This window comes from Lichenihabitans sp. PAMC28606, assembly GCF_020616535.1.
GTDB lineage: Bacteria > Pseudomonadota > Alphaproteobacteria > Rhizobiales > Beijerinckiaceae > Lichenihabitans > Lichenihabitans psoromatis.
Genome location: NZ_CP085136.1, coordinates 1,328,421 through 1,343,825, shown reverse-complemented (window position 1 = coordinate 1,343,825; position 15,405 = coordinate 1,328,421). Strand labels below are relative to the sequence as shown.

At 63.8% G+C, this 15,405-nt stretch carries 16 protein-coding genes; 8 read left to right on the top strand and 8 right to left on the bottom strand.

Translation table 11 applies throughout. The annotated features are described in order from the left end of the window. The first annotated feature begins 73 nt into the window (after positions 1 to 73). The 7 genes from purE to LGH83_RS06440 all read left to right on the top strand — a co-directional run bounded on the left by purE (position 74) and on the right by LGH83_RS06440 (position 7,266). Positions 74 to 568 carry a 5-(carboxyamino)imidazole ribonucleotide mutase gene (purE, locus tag LGH83_RS06470; RefSeq protein WP_227401084.1) on the top strand — a complete coding sequence of 165 codons (495 nt, stop codon included), beginning with the start codon at positions 74 to 76 and terminating at the stop codon, positions 566 to 568. 56 nt (positions 569 to 624) lie between these two features. Beyond that, positions 625 to 1,656, top strand: a complete 1,032-nt coding sequence (locus tag LGH83_RS06465; RefSeq protein WP_264479174.1) for a 5-(carboxyamino)imidazole ribonucleotide synthase — start codon at positions 625 to 627, stop codon at positions 1,654 to 1,656. A gap of 40 nt (positions 1,657 to 1,696) precedes the next feature. Next, on the top strand, positions 1,697 to 2,662 hold the full coding sequence (locus tag LGH83_RS06460; RefSeq protein WP_227401082.1) for a 2-hydroxyacid dehydrogenase: 966 nt from the start codon (positions 1,697 to 1,699) through the stop codon (positions 2,660 to 2,662). Positions 2,663 to 2,767: 105 nt separating this feature from the next. Then, complete coding sequence (locus LGH83_RS06455) at positions 2,768 to 3,655, top strand: AprI/Inh family metalloprotease inhibitor (RefSeq protein WP_227401081.1); 888 nt, start codon at positions 2,768 to 2,770, stop codon at positions 3,653 to 3,655. A gap of 146 nt (positions 3,656 to 3,801) precedes the next feature. After that, on the top strand, positions 3,802 to 5,535 hold the full coding sequence (locus tag LGH83_RS06450; protein ID WP_131118512.1) for an ABC transporter permease: 1,734 nt from the start codon (positions 3,802 to 3,804) through the stop codon (positions 5,533 to 5,535). Positions 5,536 to 5,595: 60 nt separating this feature from the next. Then, entirely contained in the window at positions 5,596 to 6,912 is a 1,317-nt protein-coding gene (locus tag LGH83_RS06445; protein ID WP_131118510.1) for an AAA-associated domain-containing protein, read from the top strand. Positions 6,913 to 6,930: 18 nt separating this feature from the next. After that, a complete protein-coding gene (locus tag LGH83_RS06440; protein ID WP_227401080.1) occupies positions 6,931 to 7,266 on the top strand; it encodes a hypothetical protein in 336 nt (111 codons plus the stop codon). 12 nt (positions 7,267 to 7,278) lie between these two features. On the opposite strand, the gene LGH83_RS06435 is transcribed toward LGH83_RS06440, so the two are convergent. Both LGH83_RS06435 and LGH83_RS06430 read right to left on the bottom strand, forming a co-directional pair. Next, positions 7,279 to 8,283 carry a trypsin-like peptidase domain-containing protein gene (locus LGH83_RS06435; RefSeq protein WP_131194825.1) on the bottom strand — a complete coding sequence of 335 codons (1,005 nt, stop codon included), beginning with the start codon at positions 8,281 to 8,283 and terminating at the stop codon, positions 7,279 to 7,281. A 58-nt stretch (positions 8,284 to 8,341) separates the two neighbouring features. After that, a complete protein-coding gene (locus LGH83_RS06430; RefSeq protein ID WP_227401078.1) occupies positions 8,342 to 9,019 on the bottom strand; it encodes an MBL fold metallo-hydrolase in 678 nt (225 codons plus the stop codon). A 194-nt stretch (positions 9,020 to 9,213) separates the two neighbouring features. On the opposite strand from LGH83_RS06430, the gene LGH83_RS06425 reads away from it, so the two are divergent. Continuing rightward, positions 9,214 to 9,738: a metallophosphoesterase family protein gene (locus LGH83_RS06425; protein ID WP_131194679.1), complete on the top strand. Its 525-nt coding sequence runs from the start codon at positions 9,214 to 9,216 to the stop codon at positions 9,736 to 9,738. A gap of 51 nt (positions 9,739 to 9,789) precedes the next feature. Here LGH83_RS06425 and LGH83_RS06420 read toward each other — a convergent pair whose 3' ends face one another. The 6 genes from LGH83_RS06420 to LGH83_RS06395 form a co-directional block, all read right to left on the bottom strand. After that, entirely contained in the window at positions 9,790 to 11,397 is a 1,608-nt protein-coding gene (locus tag LGH83_RS06420; protein WP_227401077.1) for an aldehyde dehydrogenase (NADP(+)), read from the bottom strand. An 86-nt stretch (positions 11,398 to 11,483) separates the two neighbouring features. Beyond that, positions 11,484 to 12,407 (bottom strand): dihydrodipicolinate synthase family protein, encoded by a 924-nt coding sequence (locus tag LGH83_RS06415; protein ID WP_227401076.1) that lies wholly within the window; start codon positions 12,405 to 12,407, stop codon positions 11,484 to 11,486. 118 nt (positions 12,408 to 12,525) lie between these two features. Beyond that, positions 12,526 to 13,539, bottom strand: coding sequence for a S1C family serine protease (locus tag LGH83_RS06410; RefSeq protein WP_227401075.1), 1,014 nt, complete (start codon positions 13,537 to 13,539; stop codon positions 12,526 to 12,528). 88 nt (positions 13,540 to 13,627) lie between these two features. Further along, entirely contained in the window at positions 13,628 to 14,233 is a 606-nt protein-coding gene (locus LGH83_RS06405; RefSeq protein WP_227401074.1) for a M15 family metallopeptidase, read from the bottom strand. After that, a complete protein-coding gene (locus tag LGH83_RS06400; protein WP_227401753.1) occupies positions 14,223 to 15,215 on the bottom strand; it encodes a site-specific tyrosine recombinase XerD in 993 nt (330 codons plus the stop codon). Before LGH83_RS06400 ends, LGH83_RS06405 begins: the two co-directional genes overlap by 11 nt. Then, positions 15,215 to 15,376: a histidine kinase gene (locus LGH83_RS06395; protein WP_413771115.1), complete on the bottom strand. Its 162-nt coding sequence runs from the start codon at positions 15,374 to 15,376 to the stop codon at positions 15,215 to 15,217. Before LGH83_RS06395 ends, LGH83_RS06400 begins: the two co-directional genes overlap by 1 nt. Positions 15,377 to 15,405 lie beyond the last annotated feature (29 nt).

Genomic DNA, 15,405 nt, shown 5'->3' with positions numbered 1-15,405 from the left:
TCTTGCTCCCCTCTGTCGCTTCGGTTAAGCGGAAAGACTGAATTACTCAGCCGGAGTGCGCCAAGTGGACCGCATGCGTGCGCCGGTGGCGCTGATCATGGGAAGCCAATCGGATTGGGCGACCCTCCGCGCGACAGCCTCGACGCTCGATGCGCTCGGGATCGGCTTTGTCGCCTCGATCGTGTCGGCGCATCGGACGCCCGACAGGTTGGTGGCCTTTGCCAAGGGCGCGCGCGACAACGGCGTCAAGATCATCATCGCGGGAGCGGGCGGGGCGGCGCATCTTCCCGGCATGACAGCGGCTTTCACGCCGCTCCCGGTGCTTGGCGTCCCGATCGAGAGCAAAGCCCTGTCCGGTCAGGATAGTTTGCTGTCGATCGTGCAGATGCCGGCCGGCGTTCCCGTGGGAACTCTGGCGATTGGTAGAGCCGGAGCCATCAACGCAGCGGTCCTGGCAGCGTCGATCCTGGCGCTCAACGATCCCGCACTGGCGACGCGCCTTGACGCATGGCGTGCGGCTCAGACGGCGGCCGTGGCCGAATCCCCGAGCGATGAGCCTGCGCCGTGACGGTTCTCGCGCCCGGCGAAACGATCGGCATCCTCGGCGGCGGGCAATTGGCGCGAATGCTGGCCATGGCGGCGGCGCAGCTTGGCCTCAAGGCGCATATCTTCGCCCCAGAAGCCGATAGCCCGGCATTCGAGGTCGCGGCCGCCCACACGATCGGCGATTATACCGACAAGGCTGCCTTGACGGCCTTCGCGGCTGCGGTCGAGGTCGTGACCTACGAATTCGAGAACGTGCCGGCCGAGACGATCGCGATTCTCGATCCGCTCGTGCCGGTCCGCCCCAATCGCAAGGCGCTCGAGACGACGCAGGATCGGCTTGTCGAAAAGCTCTTCATCCGCGAAATCGGGCTTGCGACCGCGCCTTTCGCCTCGGTCGAAGATGCCGGCGGGTTGGCACGCGCCGTGGCGCAACTCGGCCGTCCCTCCATCTTGAAGACCCGCCGCTTTGGTTATGACGGGAAGGGGCAGGCGACGGTGCGGGAGGGATCCGATCTCGCCGTTGTGTTCCGCAGCCTCGGACAAAAGGCGATTCTCGAAGGCGTGGTTCCCTTCGTTCGGGAGGTGTCGGTGGTGGCGGCACGCGGGCTCAGCGGCCAGTTCCGAGCCTTCGACGTGTGCGAGAACGCGCATCAGCACGGCATTTTGAGCACGACGCGCGTGCCGGCCGCGATCGGGGCCGAAACCGAGGCCGAAGCCATTCGCATGGCCCGCGCTCTGGTTGATGCGCTCGACTATGTCGGGGTGCTGGCGGTGGAATTGTTCGTCGTGCCGGTTCCTGGGCAATCCGGCGTCGAAACGCTGGTCGTCAATGAGATCGCGCCCCGCGTTCATAATTCCGGGCATTGGACACTGGGCGGCGCGGTGACGTCGCAATTCGAACAGCATATTCGCGCGATCAGCGGCTGGCCGTTGGGCTCGACGCAACGGTATGGCCGGATCCTGATGTCAAACCTCATCGGCGACGAGGCGGATGCCTGGCTCGAAGTCTTGTCCGATGACGGCGCCAGCCTGCACCTTTATGGTAAGGCGGAAGCCCGGCCCGGCCGGAAAATGGGTCACGTGACGCGGGTCTATCCCGAGAGCGTCTGACACGACGCGACACATAAGAAAAACGACACGGAGGTTTGCGATGCCCAATTCCGTTCTGATGCCTCGGCCGCTGACGGCGTCCGGAATTAGCCAGCTCGAGGCAAGACTGCCGGTCGTCAAATTATGGGAAGCGGCCGATCCCGAGGCCACCCTCAACGCCGTCGCGCAGGACATTCGCTCGATCGCGGTCGTCGGTCACGGCGCCATCGACGGCGCGCTGATGGGCCGGTTGCCCAATCTCCAACTCGTAGCGAACTTCGGCGTCGGTTATGATGCGGTCGATACAGCTTGGGCGGCCCAGCACGGCGTGATCGTGACCCACACGCCGAACGTCCTGAACGAAGAAGTGGCCGACACCACCTTGGGACTGATCCTCAACACCGTTCGTGAATTGCCGGCCGCAGAGCGCCACGTGCGCGCGGGCCAATGGCTCGACAAGCCGTTCCGTCTGACTTCTAGCCTGCGGGAGCGGACGGTTGGCATTCTCGGCCTTGGACGCATCGGGAAGGCGATCGCGACGCGCTGCGAGGCTTTCGGACTTCCGGTCGTCTACACGGGACGCTCGGCGCAGGCTGGCGTACCCTACCTCTATTATCCTACCCTCGTCGGCATGGCGGAAGCCTGCGACATCCTCGTCGTCATCGCACCGGGCGGCGCCGCGACCCGCAACATCGTCGATGCGGCTGTGCTGAAGGCCCTCGGCCCGAGCGGCATCCTCATCAATGTGGCGCGCGGCTCGCTGGTCGACGAGGCTGCCTTGATCGAAGCTCTGCAAAACCACACGATCCTGGCTGCCGGCCTCGATGTCTTCGCCGACGAGCCCCGCGTCTCGCAAGCTTTGCTGGATCTCGACAATGTGGTGCTGCTGCCGCATGTCGGCTCGGCGTCTCAGCATACGCGCAAGGCGATGGAGCAGCTCGTCGTCGACAACATCTTATCGTGGGACTCGGGCAACGGCCCGCTGACGCCTGTGCCCGAAACCCCATGGTCACCGAACAAAGGCTGAGATCTCGCGTTTCTTGCCCGATGTGGTCTTGCCCTCGTGATCAACGAGCCTCTAGGTATCGTTTTTTCAAGATCGTCGGCCCTCGGCACCGCAAGGATCTTCCGCATGATCAATCCAGCTTTTCGGCCGATGACGCTGCTTGCGGTCATCGAGGCCTTCAGCATCGCCGTGGCGGTGCTCTGCGCCGGTACGCCGGTTCAGGCTGCCGCTCCGGAAGACGGGATGGCGCTGCAGGATGCTGGAACGTGGGACATTTCCTTCGAAAAAGGCAACCGACGCTGCCGGGTCAGTCTGACCGCGACCGCGGTCACGACCGGTTACGCCATTACGATGCCGGCGGGATGCCACCGGGCTTTCCCGACCCTGGCGACCGTGCGGGCCTGGGTTCCGCAGCCGGGTGATCGTGTGGTGCTGCTGAGCGACGCCGGTCAGCCAGTACTTGATTTCGGTCCGGCTGGCGGTCCGTCCCTGTCTGCCGTCGCATCGGAGCAGGACGTCTACAAGCTGACGCCGACCGACCAGGCGCGGCAAGCGGCGCTCAGCATCGTGACACCGGACAGCACCGCACCGGCCGATCTGCCGCCCGACCCGTCGATGGTGGTTGCGGCGCCCCCGACGTCGTCATCGCGCGCCGTCGATCCTGCGTCGATTGCGCCGGTTCCGTCCAAACATCTCGCGGCTCCTGTCCGGGCCGTGTCGATCGGCGAGGTGGCGGGCGGCTATGCGGTTGTGCGCCAGGGCAAGGACACCGGTTGCATGGTCACGCTCGACGACAAGATGAAAGGCGCCAAGACGGGGCTCCGCGCCAAGCTTGCTCCCGCGTGCCGGGACCAAGGCATCGTGATTTTCGATCCGGTCGGCTGGCAGATCGTCAAGGGTCAGTTGGTGCTGACAGCCAAAAAGGGGCACACGGCGGAGCTTAGCCTGCAGGAGGACGGCACCTGGGCCAATGCGCCGGCGAAGGGTCGGCCGCTGGTGCTCAAGCGACTGTAAGCCGTCCGCCACACGCGCAGGCATGAGTTTTTGCAACAGGCGTTGTGCAATGGCTGATGTGCTCGTCATCGCAGTGTTCTTCGTGTCGCGGATGCGATAGGGCACAGCTCGCCGCCTCTTCAACACTCCCACGAAACAGAGCCCCGATGGCAACTAGATTCGTGCCTTTTACGTCGCTCGGCCGTCGGGCCATGCCGAACCAGTGGGACGTCGTCGCTCTGTCGCTGATCCTCGGCGCATTCGTGCTGATCGTGCATGCCGGTCGCGGCATGGTGGTGCCGCTTCCGGCTCCGAACACGACGCCCATCACCCTCGACTATGCCTATCTGCCCTATTACGCGCTGCGGACGACCTTGCGGATGTTTGCGGCCCTGGCGGCCTCGCTGCTGTTCACGATCACCTACGCGACCATTGCGGCGAAGAGCCGTCGCGCCGAGATGGTGCTTGTCCCGCTGCTCGACGTGCTGCAATCGGTCCCGATCCTCGGATTTCTATCCTTCACGGTCACGTTCTTCCTCAACCTGTTCCCGGGCAGCGTCCTCGGCGCCGAATGTGCCGCGATCTTCGCAATCTTCACCAGCCAGGCCTGGAATATGGCCTTCTCGTTCTATCAATCGCTTCGGACGGTCCCGCCCGACCTCGACGAGGTCGCGACCGGGTTTCGGCTGTCGGGGTGGCAGAAATTCTGGCAGTTGGAGACGCCTTTTGCGATCCCGGCCCTCATCTGGAACATGATGATGTCGATGTCGGGCGGCTGGTTCTTCGTCGTTGCGGCCGAGGCCATCACGGTCGGCGACACCACCATCAAGCTTCCGGGCATCGGATCCTATCTCGCGGTCGCGATCGATCAGAAGCGGATCGATGCCGTTCTGGCCGCCGTCGTCGCCGTGCTGGTCGTGATCCTGCTTTACGATCAGGTCATCTTTCGTCCGATCGTGACCTGGGCGCAGAAGTTCCGGGTCGAGCTCTCGGCATCGGAGGAAACGTCCTCTTCCTGGGTCCTCAACCTGTTGCTTCGCACCTCCTGGTTGCGCTCCGCGATGGTTCCGGCCGGAAAGGCTTTCGATTGGTTCACCAGCTTACGGCTGACGTTGCCGGTGTTCCGCTCCAAGCGGGTCGAGGCAAAGGGGACGTCCCGCGCCATCGACGTGGTCTGGTTCTGCCTTGTCGGCGCGCTCGCGATCTATGCGATTTGGGAGACGGTCCATTTCGTTTCCGCCACGCTTTCGTGGGGTGACCTCGGCCAGACGATTGTCCTGACGCTCTTCACAATGCTTCGGGTGGTGTTGCTGTTGCTGCTCGCGACCCTGTTCTGGGTGCCGGTCGGCGTCTGGATCGGGCTACGCCCCCGAATCGCCGAAATGGTGCAGCCGCTTGCGCAATTCCTCGCAGCCTTTCCGGCCAATGTGGTGTTCCCGATCGCCGTTATCGGAATCCTGGCGTTCCATCTCAACCCCGATATCTGGCTGAGCTTCCTGATCATCTTCGGAACGCAATGGTACATCGTCTTCAACGTCATCGCCGGAGCATCGGCCTATCCGAACGATCTTCGCGAGGTTGCCCGCAACTTCAAGATCGGCGGCTGGACCTGGTGGCGCAGCGTCATCCTGCCGGGCATCTTCCCCTATTACGTCACGGGGGCGCTCACGGCGTCTGGCGGATCGTGGAACGCCGCGATCGTGGCCGAATATGTGAAGTGGGGGAATGACAAAGTGGCGGCGCATGGGATCGGCTCGTATATCGCGCAGGCGACCGAAGCCGGAGACTTCCCCAAGATCGTGCTCGGGGTCGCGGTCATGTCGATCTGTGTCATCTTGTTCAATCGTTTGTTCTGGCGGCCGCTGTTCGGCTTTGCGGAACGCCGGCTTCGTCTGTCATGAGACCCGCGCCGATGGTCTTGTCGGTGCTGTTCGCCACACCCGTGTTTTGGAGGATGCCTCATGCTGGATAACGCCGCCGCGCCGCTGCTCGAGGTTCGCAACGTCACCCAACGTTATAAGGGGTCGAGCCAGAACGACGACGGGCCGCCCGTTCTCGAAGGTGTCTCGACATCGCTGGCCTCCGGCGAGATTGTCGGCCTGCTCGGCCGCTCCGGCTGCGGGAAATCGACCTTGCTGCGGATCGTCTCCGGTCTCATCACCCCGTCCCAAGGCGAAGTCGTCTATCAGGGCGCGGTGCTGAAGGGACCGGCCGACGGCATCGCCATGGTGTTCCAGAGCTTCGCCTTGTTCCCCTGGCTGTCCGTCTTGGCCAATGTGGAACTCGGCCTCAAGGCGCTTCGCGTTCCGGCAGAGGAAGCCCGTCAGCGGGCGCTCGCGGCCATCGATCTGATCGGGCTTGACGGTTTCGAATCGGCTTACCCGAAGGAATTGTCGGGCGGCATGCGTCAGCGCGTCGGGTTCGCTCGCGCGCTCGTCACGCATCCCAACATCCTCTTGATGGACGAGCCCTTTTCGGCGCTCGACGTGCTGACGGCCGAAACGCTCCGCAGCGACCTCGTCGAGCTCTGGACCGAAGGCCGTATGCCGATCAAGACCATCCTGATGGTGACACATAACATCGAGGAAGCGGTTTTGATGTGCGATCGCATCTTGGTGCTGTCGTCGCATCCGGGGCGGATCGCGTCGGAGATCCGGGTCACGCTGCCGCATCCACGCGACCGTCTCGATCCCGAATTCCGGCAATTGGTCGACAACATCTACGCGCTGATGACGCGACGCTCGACCTCGAAGCAGCCTGGGCGTGATGGCTTGTTTCCGGGGTCCGGCATCGGCCTCGTCCTGCCCGAAGTCTCGACCAACTCGCTCGCGGGTCTGCTCGAAGAGGTCGCGGCCGCCCCCTATAATGGCAAGGCCGACCTGCCGCATCTGGCCGACTCGCTGCAGATGGAGATCGACGATCTCTTTCCGGTGGCCGAAACGCTGCAATTGATGCGCTACGCCGAACTCGAAGAGGGCGACATCAAGCTCACGGCCGCGGGACGACGCTTTGCCGATGCCGAGGTCGATGTCCGCAAGAAATTATTTGGCGACCACCTTCTGGCCTATGTGCCGCTTTCGGCCCGGATCAAGCGCGTGCTCGACGAGCGCCCCTCTCACAATGCGCCGGCCTCTCGCTTCCGCGAAGAACTGGAAGATTACATGTCCGAGGAATATGCGGAGCGCACTCTCCGCACCGCGATCAACTGGGGCCGCTACGGCGAGCTCTTCGCCTATGACGAATCGGCTCAGTCGTTCAGTCTCGAGGACCCGCATTAAACGCGATCGGACATTGGTATGAACGCGTTCACGCTGCTTCAACTCGGCTCGGCGACCGCCATCTTTATCGCCGCCGCGAGTGCGGCCAAATCCTGGGCTCTCGAGTCGACGCCGGGCAAAGTGGTGCTCACCATGGCGCTCTACACAGTCGGCAATCTGCTGATGCTGCGCCTGATCAAAGAATTGGGGATGGCGACGGCGTTCAGCCTGTCCGCCGTCATCCAGCTGGTGGCCGTCAACATCGTCGCCATCGCGTTTTTCGGGGAGCGGGTTGGCACGATCGAGAGCGTCGGCATCATCCTCGCCATCGTGGCCGTCGCGCTGATCACTCTCGGTCCCAAATTGAGCAGCTGATCGTCAGCAGTGTCATGCCCGCTCGCGCGGACTGACCCAGAACCGACGCGGCTCCGCGCGACGCAACACATCGAGCGGCACCGTTCGGTCGATCGTTCCCGCGTCGAGCATCCGCACAAGATCGTCGGCGCCCGTCACGGTTCGACCGTCCAGAGCCACCACCATATCGCCGGTCAGTAAACCGGCATGATCGGCCGAAGACTTTGGCTCGACGGCGGTGATCACGGCCCCATGTGTCTGATCGAGACCCAGCCGCAACGCCGTTCGCCGGGGCAGGGCGCTGGTGCCGGCCGCAATCCCGATGTGGCCCCGCCGCACGCGCCCGTGCCGGACGATCTCGCCGAGCACGAAGGATGCCGTATTAGCCGCCACCGCGAAGCAGATGCCTTGCGCCCCTGCGATGATCGCGGTGTTGATGCCGATCACCTCGCCCGCCGAAGACACCAGCGGGCCACCGGAATTGCCAGGGTTCAGCGCCGCGTCGGTCTGGATCACGTCTTCGATCAGCCGGCCTGATTTCGCGCGCAGCGATCGACCGAGCGCCGAGACGACGCCGGCCGTCACCGTCGCGTCGAAGCCGAGCGGATTGCCGATCGCAATCGCCATCTGGCCGCGTCGCAGGACCTTGGAGTCGCCGAGGCGGGCCGCCGGAAGCGTGATGTCGGCCTCGACCCGAAGAAGAGCCAGATCCGTATCCGGATCGTCGCCGAGAACGCGTGCCGTCAGAACGCGGCCGTCGAGTGTCGTGACGTCCGCGCGGCGCGATCCTTGGACGACATGGCTGTTGGTGAGGATCAAGCCATCGGGCGACACGATCACGCCGGAGCCGGAGCCTCCGGCGCTGCCATCGCCACGCTTGACGTCGATGCGGACGACGCTCGGGCCGACACGATCCACCACATCGACGACCGCTTGCGAATAGGCGTCGAACAGAGCGGTCTCGCTGAGCGACGGGGGAGCGGCGGGTTGGTGGCCGCCCTGTGGATCCGTGTCGAGCACGGAAAGCATGTTTGTCATCATGATCGACGATATGGGAAACCGTCGACACGGCTGAAAGAGCCTGTGGCGTTATCGGTTACCGCGACTCGCGGAGCACCACGATCTGCGTGGTCGCAGGCAGGCTCCCGGGTTCGATCGTGATCGACGAGCCTTCGATCCGCTGGACGGTCGAAGCGGGGTAGCGGCTCAAAAAGGTCTTGACCGGCTCGATAGCGAGGACGCCGTCGGGGCTCCAGTAATGCATCGGAATGACGATCTTCGGGGCGATGGCCGCGATCGCTGCGTCGAGGTCGTCGAGCGCGATCGTCGCATGGGCACCCACGAGGGCCAGCATGATATCCACCGTCCCGGCAAGGTCGCGCAGATGCGCCGCATCGATCGCGTGGCCGACATCTCCCATATGCAGCACGCGAAGACCGCCGAGACTGAACAGCGACATCGCATTGGCGTCGGGATCGCGTCCGAAGTCGAAGGTCAAGCTTTCGCTCGTCGGAAATGGTTTGATGTGGACGCCTCGTACCGTGTCGCCGCCGCGCGGCAGGTCCATCGCGTTCACGACCGTCGGATCACCAAGAATGTGGCTCGGGTCGGAATGGAAGCGGTCGGTAGCCGAGCTCATCAACACGAGGTCGGCCGGCTCGTCGATCGGCTTGAAGCCCGAGCCGCCTCGTCCCGGCGTGTAGGGGTCCGTGATGATCACGATTGTTGGTGTTTCGAGCCGGAAGCTTGCATGGGCATAGAACGTGATCTTCATTGCACGGGCCCTTCTGGCTCATGTTCGATGCGAGCTTCGACGTCGACGCGTTTGTCATCGACCGACGCCGTCGACTTATGCCGCTGGACGTCTCGATGCCGCCAAGCCACATCGTCTTGAGCCGCCGTCATCCCGGCCCATTTTGTGCTGGATGGCGGGACGAACTCGGATCCTCAACTCGCGATGAGCGCTTTATGACGGTTTTTTTTACGAGCGATACGCATTTTGGCGATCCGCGCGCTTTGCGCTTCGATCATCGCCCGTTTCTCGACCTCGACCTGCATGATGCCGGATTGATCGATCGTTGGAATGCCGCCGTTTCGGCAGACGATCTCGTGTGGCACCTCGGCGATTTCGCTCTCGGGCCGACACCGGACCGCGTAGCCGAGATCTTCGGAGCGCTGAACGGCGAGAAGCATCTGATCGTCGGGAATAACGATGGGCCTGCGACGCTGGCGCTCCCTGGCTGGGCTTCTCAACAACACTACGCCGAGGTGACGGTCGACGGCACGATGTTGGTGCTATGTCACTACGCGTTTCGAACATGGAACGGCATGGGGCGCGGGTCGCTCAATCTCCACGGCCATTCGCACGGCGCGCTTCGCAAGGCCCCGAAACAATATGACGTCGGCGTCGACGTCTGGGATTTTCGCCCCGTGACGCTGGAGGATATTCGGACGACACGTCGTCGAGCCGTTGCCGCAACCTCCGAACGATAGAGCGGGCACCTGTCTGCCGGCTCCTCTTGAGCCAGCAGACAGGCGCATTGGTCAATCTTTGCCGATGACGCCTTCGATCCGCCGCGGAATCGCCAGCGCATTCGTGTTCTGCAGCGAGACCGGCAGCAAGGCTTCGGCAAGATCCTGATAGCAGACCGGGCGCAGGAAGCGCTCGATCGCGAGACTGCCGACCGACGTGCTCCGCGGATCGGAGGTGGCCGGGTAGGGGCCACCGTGCACCATCGCATGACAGACTTCGACACCGGTCGGGAAGCCATTCACGAGAATACGCCCCGCCTTGCGTTCCAATACGGGCAGGAGCGAGCGAGCGACATCGTGATCGCCGTCGTCCATTTGCAATGTCGCGGTCAATTGACCTTCCAAAGCCTCGGCCGCAACCCGCAAGGAGGCAACATCCGGGCAGCGAACCACCAGCGACGACGATCCAAAAACCTCGTCCCGCAGCCGTTCATCGGACAGGAAGCTCGCCAGATCGGTGACGAACAAGCCAGCGCGGGCTTCGACCGGACCGACTTCGGCTTGGCCGCGTGCCACGGTCTTGACGTTGTTGTGACCCTCGAGTTGCTCGACGCCGCTCTTATAGGCGCTCTGGATGCCTCCGGTCAGCATCGTGAGAGCCGCCGCATTCTGGATCGTGTCCGAGGCCGACGTCATGAAGGCTTCGAGATCCGGGCCGTCGACCGCGAGCACCAGGCCGGGGTTCGTGCAGAACTGGCCAGCGCCCATCGTGAGCGAACCGATAAAGTCCCGGCCGATCGTCGCGCCGCGCGCCTTGAGGGCCGCCGGGAGAAGGAACAGCGGGTTGATGCTGCTCATTTCCGCATAAACCGGGATCGGCTCGGGGCGGGCCGCCGCGATCGCGACCAAAGCGAGACCGCCGCGCCGCGATCCGGTGAAGCCAACCGCCTTGATGTGCGGATTGGCCACCAGCGCACCGCCGATGGCATTGCCTGAGCCGCCGACGAGGGCGAAGACACCGGCTGGCAATCCGCAATCCTTCACGGCCTGCTGGATCGCCCGACCGACGAGCTCCGAGGTGCCGGGATGGGCCGGATGCGCCTTGACGACGACTGGGCAACCAGCCGCAAGAGCCGAAGCGGTGTCGCCGCCAGCGACCGAAAAGGCGAGCGGGAAGTTGCTGGCGCCGAACACGGCGACGGGGCCGAGCGGGATCATGCGAAGGCGGATATCGGCGCGCGGCATGGGCTTGCGTTCGGGCTGGGCGCGGTCGATGCGGGCACCGAGCCAGCTTCCCTCCCGGATGACGCTTGCGAAGAGACGCAACTGGCCGACGGTGCGGCCGCGTTCGCCCTCGATGCGCGGTCGGGGCAAGCCGCTTTCGGTGCAGGCGCGGTCGATGAGCGCATCGCCGAGGCCGAGGATGCGGGTCGCGATGGCTTCCAGAAACGCCGCGCGCTGTTCGAGCGTGGTTTCACGATAGGCGTCGAACGCGTCGGCCGCGAGGCTGCATGCCTTGGCGACATCATCGGTGGTACCGCCCTTGAAGGGAGGGTCGATCGGCTTGGCGGTCTTGGGGTCGACGGCGTTGAAGGCGTTGTCGCGCCCCGCAACGGCCTCGCCGCCGATAAGCAGATCGCCCGTGATCATGGCGTCCAATGTTGAGCTCGCGTCGTTCATGACGACATCCTTCTGTTGTCGGTGCCTGGCAAGCCCTGACGACGGTTTCGACAAAGGCTCGATGATGTCGGTGCGGCAGCTTGCCGTTATTTACCCCAGCGCAGAACCATCGGGTCGAGGCGTCGTGCGACCTCGATCAATCCGGCGCGTGTCTGCGCGTGCATCGGCGCGAGCGGATGACGCGGCGCATCACATGCGATGACGCCGCCTTCCTTCATCAACGCCTTGGCGGCAAGAAGGCCACATTGGCGGTTTTCATAATTGATCAGCGGCAGCCAGCGCTCATAGCCCTGCATCGCCTCTTCGCGCTTACCGGCGAGATGTGCGTGGACGATCGGGCCGATCCCGTCCGGGAATGCGCCACCGGTCATGCTGCCGGTCGCGCCGGCGTCGAGATCGGCCATCAGCGTGATGGCTTCCTCGCCGTCCCAAGGGCCTTCGATCGCATCGCCGCCAAGCGAGATGATGTCGCGAAGTTTCGCGGCCGCGAACGGCGTCTCGATCTTGAAATAGGCAAGGTTGGTGATCTCCTTGGCCATCCGGGCCAGGAACGCCGCCGAGAGGACGGTCCCGCTCGCGGGCGCATCCTGCACCATGATCGGAATCGAGATCGCATCGGAGACGCGCTTGTAGAACTCGAAAATGCCGGGTTCCGGCACCCGGAACGTTGCGCCGTGATAGGGCGGCATAATCATGACCATTGCGGCGCCCTGATCCTCAGCGCGCTTGCTGCGATCGGCGCAAATGGCCGAGCTAAAATGCGATGTCGTGACGATGACCGGCACACGTCCAGCCACATGGTTCAAAATCGCGGTCGTCAGATGCTCGCGCTCGGCGTCGCTGAGCACGAATTGTTCGGAGAAATTCGCCAAAAGACAGAGCCCGTCTGAGCCGGCATCGATCATAAAGTCGATGCATCGGAGCTGGCTGGCTAGATCGAGGCCGCCCTGCTCGTCGAACGTGGTCGGGACGACCGGAAAAACCCCACGGAACCGTGCCTCAGTCGCCACGTCGCATTCTCCACCCTGGCTTGATTGGACTGCTTATTAGCCCCTATGGCGCGCCAGTCGAGTAAAATGAGCGCCGATCGCCTCATTTGCGGCAATCGGCGGCATTCGAACGCAATTGTCAGTGCAGACGAGGCATCTTGAGAAAACGTCGGCGATCCCCAGACGAGATTCGCACGTCGAACACATCGCCCTCCCGCTCGAGCGTGAGCGGGACCTCCACGCCGGCATCGCCCAACGCCCAAAGGCGGCGATAAAAGCCGGATAGGCTGTCGATCGCATTGCCATCGACAGCGAGAATGCCGTCACCCTCACGCAGACCGGCCCGCTTGGCCGGGCCGTTGCCGGCGAGGCCGACGACCAGCACCTTGTCGTCATCTTCCGACACGAAGACGCCCAGCCATGGCCGTGAGGGCGAGCGATCGCTCTGATCGAGGATCTGCTCCAAAATCGGCTCCAGAAATTCGATCGGCACCATCATGTTCATCGGGGCGATTTTGCCGTTCGGCGTCTGGTGCTGCAGTTGCAACGAGCCAATGCCGAGCAAATCTCCTTTGGGCCCGATCAGCGCCGTTCCGCCCCAATGCGGATGGGCGGGCGCCGTGAAGAATGCGTCTTCGAGAAGATATTCCCAGTAGCCGGCGAATTCCTGACGAGCCAAGACCTTGGCGGTCACCGATTTCGTGCGCCCACCGGCGCCGCCGACCAAAACGCGCTCACCCGGCATCACACGGGTCGAGTCGCCGAGCTTCAGGGCCGTGACGTTCAAGGCATCCAGTGCTTGAACCAGGCCGAAGCCGGTATTCTGATCGATGCCGATGACATGGCCCGGTACCACGCGCCCATCGACGGTGGTGAGCCAGACTTCCTCGGCTTCCGTGATGAGGTAGCCGATCGTCAGAACGATCCCATCCTCGCGGATCAGAACGCCATTGCCGGATCGTTCGGTGCCGAGGGTTTCGGCCGTGAAGGCGTCGGTCGGCACCCGCGCCGTCACGGCCACCACCGCCGACAGGGTCCGATCGAGGTCGAACGCATAATCCTCAGCGCGGGGTTGCCCCTGCGTCGGCACTTCCCATTCGTCCCAACTCACGGCCATGCTCTGCTCCTTGTCTTGAGCAATATTGGATCGCATGCTGCGCCTTTGAAGGGGCAACGGGCAAGACGTGTTTAAGCCGGCTCGTCTTCTGCGTCTTCTCAAGGCACATTGGATACAAAGCTGGCTACTCGATGAGGCTGAAGAGCCGCCGCACCTGGTCGGCCGGGAGCGCATCGAAATGCCACCATTCGATCGGCAGATGAAGAAAGCCTGCGGCTTCCATCACGGTCCTGAGCAGCATGCGGTTACGCACCTGAAGCTCCGACAACGCGCCTTGGGCCAGCAGGTCGGCTTCACGCCGCGGCTCAGCCCGCTCTGTGAAATCGTCGAAATCCGTCCCCATGTCGAGCGCGCGCCCGGCTGCATCGATCAGCGAAAGATCGACCGCGAGGCCGAAGCTGTGCACCGAACCGATCGCCGGGTCGGCCACGAACTGCTGCTCCGCCGTCCCCCGCACCACGGCCCAGAACAGACGTTGGACTCGGTTCGGGCGAAAGCCATCAAAAACCAGCAGGCGAAGATCGGGGCGGATCTGACGCAATGCGACGATTGCCGAGATTAGCTTGGCGGCCGCGATTTCATGCAGCATCAGCCGGTCGAAGCCGTCGTAGATGACGCGGCCGACGAAATTATTCGTTGAGGCATAGCGGAGATCGACGACGATCCCGTCGGTTTCGGTCAGGTCGACGAAGCCCGGCGGCGGCACGACCGCATGAGGATCATTGGTCATCTGACCCAAGAGGGTGCAAGTCGCGGACCATCGCGGACGTCCGTTCGTCGAGCACATGCGTGTAGATCTGCGTCGTCGAGATATCCGCATGGCCAAGCAATTCCTGCACGACCCGGAGGTCGGCCCCATGGTGCAGCAGGTGGCTCGCGAAAGCGTGGCGCAGCACATGCGGGCTGATTTCGGCCGATCTCAGGCCCGCAGCGGCCGCCACCGCCTTAAGGTCACGCGCGAAGGCCTGTCGGGTCAGGTGGCCGCTGTCGCTGTCGGCCGGGAAGAGCCAGGGCGATGCGTTCAAGGCCGCTCCTTTTGGCTTGGAGGCGCCGATCCTCGCGTAGAGGAGGATGCCAGCTTTCGCTGGGCCGGAGAGAGGAACCAGGCGCTCGCGCCCCCCTTTGCCGCGCACGACGAGAAAACAATCGATCTTTTGTTCGGCCAACCGCGCGGCCGAGCGGGGTAGGGCGACGAGTTCGGAGACGCGAAGGCCCGTGCCATACAGCAGTTCCAGAAGGCAGTTCATCCGGGCTGCGCGCCATCGTTCCCCCCAGGGCTGCTGCTCGTCGTCCAGCCCCTCGCGCGCCACGGCCAGCAGCCGGTCGACGTCGGCGACACTCAATATGGTCGGCAAGGCGCGGCCGCGCTTCGGGGCGCTGACCACCACGGTCGGATCGCCAGGTCGGTGTCCCTCGGTGAAGAGAAAGCGATGGAATTGCTTGACAGCGGATAGCCGACGCGCGGCAGACGACGCCTTCAAGCCTCGCCCGGCGAGCTCGGCCAGATAGTCACGCGCGGCTTGTGTTTCGGCCTCGATCGGGGCGATGCCCTCTGTCGCGAGAAACGCGCAATAGTCCGTCAGGTCGCGCCGGTATGCCTCGATCGTGTTGAGGGCGGCTCCCCGCTCGGCTGCCATCATGTCGAGGAAGAGGTCGACGAGGCTTGATGCTGAGATCGACCGCGCAGCGCCGATCGGCGTCGGAGCCGCCATCATTTCAACTTCGCGGGTGGGATGACCTGTTCGATCGGTCGGGGCGTGACCTGAACGAACGTCACAAGCGCAATCATCCCTCCGTAGACGAGCGCCCCCAGAAGGGCGAGAACGAAGAGCAGTCGAAACAGGCTCGGCAATCGCAGCACCTCGGTCGCCAACAGAGCCACCTCATAGGGTGCGGCCCTGT

What these genes read in the sequence shown, in the direction of transcription:
- purE (WP_227401084.1), top strand. Translation starts at nt 74, where the DNA reads ATGCGTGCGCCGGTGGCGCTGATCATGGGAAGCCAATCGGATTGGGCG.
- LGH83_RS06465 (WP_264479174.1), top strand. Translation starts at nt 625, where the DNA reads ATGCTGGCCATGGCGGCGGCGCAGCTTGGCCTCAAGGCGCATATCTTC.
- LGH83_RS06460 (WP_227401082.1), top strand. Translation starts at nt 1,697, where the DNA reads ATGCCCAATTCCGTTCTGATGCCTCGGCCGCTGACGGCGTCCGGAATT.
- LGH83_RS06455 (WP_227401081.1), top strand. Translation starts at nt 2,768, where the DNA reads ATGATCAATCCAGCTTTTCGGCCGATGACGCTGCTTGCGGTCATCGAG.
- LGH83_RS06450 (WP_131118512.1), top strand. Translation starts at nt 3,802, where the DNA reads ATGGCAACTAGATTCGTGCCTTTTACGTCGCTCGGCCGTCGGGCCATG.
- LGH83_RS06445 (WP_131118510.1), top strand. Translation starts at nt 5,596, where the DNA reads ATGCTGGATAACGCCGCCGCGCCGCTGCTCGAGGTTCGCAACGTCACC.
- LGH83_RS06440 (WP_227401080.1), top strand. Translation starts at nt 6,931, where the DNA reads ATGAACGCGTTCACGCTGCTTCAACTCGGCTCGGCGACCGCCATCTTT.
- LGH83_RS06435 (WP_131194825.1), bottom strand. Translation starts at nt 8,283, where the DNA reads ATGACAAACATGCTTTCCGTGCTCGACACGGATCCACAGGGCGGCCAC.
- LGH83_RS06430 (WP_227401078.1), bottom strand. Translation starts at nt 9,019, where the DNA reads ATGAAGATCACGTTCTATGCCCATGCAAGCTTCCGGCTCGAAACACCA.
- LGH83_RS06425 (WP_131194679.1), top strand. Translation starts at nt 9,214, where the DNA reads ATGACGGTTTTTTTTACGAGCGATACGCATTTTGGCGATCCGCGCGCT.
- LGH83_RS06420 (WP_227401077.1), bottom strand. Translation starts at nt 11,397, where the DNA reads ATGAACGACGCGAGCTCAACATTGGACGCCATGATCACGGGCGATCTG.
- LGH83_RS06410 (WP_227401075.1), bottom strand. Translation starts at nt 13,539, where the DNA reads ATGCGATCCAATATTGCTCAAGACAAGGAGCAGAGCATGGCCGTGAGT.
- LGH83_RS06405 (WP_227401074.1), bottom strand. Translation starts at nt 14,233, where the DNA reads ATGACCAATGATCCTCATGCGGTCGTGCCGCCGCCGGGCTTCGTCGAC.
- LGH83_RS06400 (WP_227401753.1), bottom strand. Translation starts at nt 15,215, where the DNA reads ATGGCGGCTCCGACGCCGATCGGCGCTGCGCGGTCGATCTCAGCATCA.